The sequence below is a fragment of the Streptomyces sp. NPDC058664 genome (assembly GCF_042716635.1).
GTDB lineage: Bacteria > Actinomycetota > Actinomycetes > Streptomycetales > Streptomycetaceae > Streptomyces.
In genome coordinates this window covers 1-3240 of sequence record NZ_JBHXRW010000164.1, presented here as the reverse complement: position 1 = coordinate 3240, position 3240 = coordinate 1, and the positions used below count along the sequence as shown (strand labels likewise).

The 3240-nt window shown below is 64.9% G+C and carries 4 protein-coding genes; 3 read left to right on the top strand and 1 reads right to left on the bottom strand.

Annotated elements, in window-relative coordinates; genetic code table 11:
* The first annotated feature begins 978 nt into the window (after positions 1–978).
* Positions 979–1614, top strand: a complete 636-nt coding sequence (locus tag ACFWUY_RS41055) for a hypothetical protein (RefSeq protein ID WP_384121969.1) — start codon at positions 979–981, stop codon at positions 1612–1614.
* 234 nt (positions 1615–1848) lie between these two features.
* Here ACFWUY_RS41055 and ACFWUY_RS41050 read toward each other — a convergent pair whose 3' ends face one another.
* Positions 1849–2115 carry a hypothetical protein gene (locus ACFWUY_RS41050; RefSeq protein ID WP_384121968.1) on the bottom strand — a complete coding sequence of 89 codons (267 nt, stop codon included), beginning with the start codon at positions 2113–2115 and terminating at the stop codon, positions 1849–1851.
* A gap of 239 nt (positions 2116–2354) precedes the next feature.
* Between ACFWUY_RS41050 and ACFWUY_RS41045 the strand changes: the two genes are divergently transcribed.
* Positions 2355–2888 (top strand): hypothetical protein, encoded by a 534-nt coding sequence (locus ACFWUY_RS41045; protein ID WP_384121966.1) that lies wholly within the window; start codon positions 2355–2357, stop codon positions 2886–2888.
* Positions 2888–3240, top strand: a 353-nt coding sequence (locus tag ACFWUY_RS41040; RefSeq protein WP_384121964.1) for a hypothetical protein, incomplete at its 3' end; no start/stop codon positions are given. The genes ACFWUY_RS41045 and ACFWUY_RS41040, both read left to right, overlap by 1 nt.

Sequence of the window (3240 nt, the reverse complement as noted above, 5' to 3'; positions counted from 1 at the left end):
ACGCCGAGACAATAAGTGTCAGGAGTTGTGGCTAGTTTTTGGCGGTCCGCACTGACCATGCAAGGCTCTGACCTGCGCTTACGCGCATATATTTTTGCTCCATTCCCCCCACCCCCTTCCACATCTCACTTCCACTACGTGAAACGAAAGTGAGATGTGGAAGGGGGTGGGGGGAATAAATCAAAAATATAGAAGAGAAAAAGAAAGAGAAAAAAGATAAAAGAAAAAGAAAAAGACAAAAGAAAAAGACATGGGTTGCGTTGGGAGTACATCGGTGGGTTTGGGGGCGTGGTGCTTTGGGAGTCGGTGACGGTGGTGGCGTCGTGTGCGCGAGGCGGTGGTCTAGGGCCGCGGCTGCTCGTGGTGGCGTGGCCGGTGTGGCGCGTGTGCGGTGGGTGCGTGGTGCGCTGGCTCGTGCAGCTGCTCCGGTGGAACGGTGCGCGGCGCGAGCGAATCGGGGTATCGCGACCTGCGGTCGCGCGGTCCATCGCGGGGGCGTGGTGTGTGTCCCTCTCGGCGCGGCCTGCTTGATGGCTATCACGACGACAACGAGCGTCAAGGGCGCCTACGGCGTCGCTACGCGATGGCTGCGCCACCCTTGACGCTCGCCGCCGTCGTGATCGAGTCGCCATCAGGCCACACCGAGAGGGACAAACACCACACAGGCCGAGCAGCGCTCAGGATCGGGAGATCGCGGCCGAGGCCGCGAAAAGACATCCGCTCGCCGCGGGGGCAGGCCGCCCAAAAGGGTGGGCAAGGCAAGGACCGATAAGCGGTCTGTCGCAGCCACAAGCATGCGGACCGATCTCGGCCGGTCGAGGTAGCGAGCCCGGCAGCAACTTCGCAGCACTGACTACGGCTACCGGCGAGCGATCTACCGCAGCCCTACCGATCCGCTCCGTCGACGCGTACACACCTCTTCCACCGTCAGTGAGATTCTGGGGAATTTCGTCGGATTCAAATCGGTAGTGTGCCGATATGGAGACCAAGAGCTGCCCGCGCTGCGGTTCGGATGTGCTGCCCACAACCGGTCGAGGCCGCCCGCGGCTGTGGTGCTCCGACGAGTGCCGGCGGATGTCGTCGGAGGAACGTCGAGCCGCTCGGCGCACCGGCCGACCGGTCGAGATCCACGAGGAGATCCGCGACCGCGTGATTGAGCGGAGTCGACCGATGTCGCCGGATGGCGCGGTCGAGCGGGTGCTGTCGCGCCCGGCGTCGACGGAGAAGCTGTTGCGGGTGCTGGCGTACCGGATGCGCCATGATCCCCCGATCACGCGAACCCAGCAGTGGATGCACTCGCGGCTCAAGCCGTTCATCCTCGAGCTGGCGGCGGCCCATCGCGCCGCCAGCGCCACGGAGTCAGCGCGTGAACCTGACCCGGCGCCAGCCGAGGCGGTGAGTTCCGCGCCGTCCGATCGCGCCGCTGCACACCGTGAAGCGGTGGCGCTGGTGCTCAGTTCGCCGAGGAGCTCGCGCGAGGTGTTGCTCGGTCTGGCCGAGCAGGCCCGGCAGGGAAAGCTGTCCAGCGGGGAGCACTCTGGCACGATCACCGCGACTGAAACGCTGCTCGGTGCGCTGCTTGAGGCCGGGGCGATCCGTCGTCGGAGGATTTGAATCCGACGAAATTCTCCGGTTCGGCGATCCCGTAATGCCAGATGTCTGCTCGTGGTGGCGAAGGCGTGCAGAGGTGGTGTGGTGGTGAGCAAGATATGGCAAAACCTGGGGGTTTTTCCGCTCGCGGCGCGAGCTGGGTTCGGCGTCGAACCGCGGATCTGGAGAGCAAGTTATAGAGATAGGTAACGGAAGTGATGGTGCAGCAGCTCCGGCTCGCACCAAGGACTCGACCGTCTATCCGTTTGCGCCGATCGCTTCGGCGACTGCAGATGCGTCGTCGATGCGCGCCCGGTGCAGTGCGGCGCCGAGTGCGAGGCCCGTTTCTTCTTTGAGTTCGTGCAGCACCGGCTGCCGCTCCGGAACGATGGCGGCCTGGTCAACTTCGTCGTTGAGGCGCCCGAGTTGGCGGGTGATCGCGTCGAGTTCGGTCATGGTCGGAGTGCTGGTGCTCAGCAGATCCACGTAGGACCGGTATCGGGTTTCGAAGCTCTGGTCTGGCATGCGGACTCCCCTGCTCGCGTCATCCTGCTCGGAAGTTCCGAGAGTACGAACCGTGAGATCCCGGTGAGCAAGATATGCCAAAAGGGGGGACCTTTTGACGCTCGCGGGGCGAGCGGGGTTCGGCGACGAACCCAGGAGCCGGGGAATTTCTGCACGGCGGATGTCGTCGAAAAGCTGTCAGGATGTCCTGACAGCTGATAGACTGTCAGGACATCCTGACAACGGCTTAAGGGGAGATCATGGGCATCCAGACGGACGACGGGCACGAGGGCTTCGTGGCGTTCGAGTTCGCAGACGGCATGACGGGCGGCACTTGGAGCGCCGGACCGATCGCGACCACCCGCCCGGACGGCACCATGCTGCCCGGCTCGGAGTGGCAGGCACGCGCCGATGCCGAGGTGATCGGGTGGCGGCCGATCTGCCACGACCTCAACCACCACGGTGCGCGCGAGTGCTGGCGCGGTGAACTGTGGACCCGGGTCACCGTTCTGGCCGATCAAGACTTGTCGCAGCGCCTGATCTACAGCGAGACCGCGGATCTCGACGAGGCCGACAAAGACCTGATTTTGCGGCGGGAATGGGAGGTCCACGTCGCACCGACTCGCGGCACTGCCGATGTGCGGTACGCCGCAGACGAGGCCGACGCCGCGCAGTCCCGGCTCGCTGCGGCTGTGCGGTCCGCTCGCGAGCAGGGCGCGTCATGGGAGGCGATCGGCAAGGCGGCCAGGATGACTCGCCAGTCGGCGCATGAGCGCTGGGCGCGGGTGATCTGATGACCCCCACCGTGGCGCGTGTTCATCTGCCAAATGGTTTCTTGCCGGTCGGCAAGCGACATCGCGCGGTGTGCACGTGCGGCTGGATGACCACGCCGCGAGCGAGCGAGGACCGGGCGCTGACCGCGCTGTTGTCCGACCACGGATGGACTGTGCCGATCTGCGTGCTGTGCGAGAAGGACCACCAGGGCCACGTCGGCCGGGACTGGTTCGCGCTGCAGCGCGAGGTCGAGATCCTCGACGACCCGTACACCGGCGGTACGTTCCTGGTGTGCAGGGACAGCCCCCAAAGCTGCCGCGACCTCACCAATCAGCGGATGCTGCACTTGGACCGCACTGTCGCCGAGGGCTT

Bases quoted from the DNA above. Each gene is read 5' to 3' on its own strand.
- ACFWUY_RS41055 (WP_384121969.1), top strand. From the start codon at position 979: ATGGAGACCAAGAGCTGCCCGCGCTGCGGTTCGGATGTGCTGCCCACA.
- ACFWUY_RS41045 (WP_384121966.1), top strand. From the start codon at position 2,355: ATGGGCATCCAGACGGACGACGGGCACGAGGGCTTCGTGGCGTTCGAG.
- ACFWUY_RS41050 (WP_384121968.1), bottom strand. From the start codon at position 2,115: ATGCCAGACCAGAGCTTCGAAACCCGATACCGGTCCTACGTGGATCTG.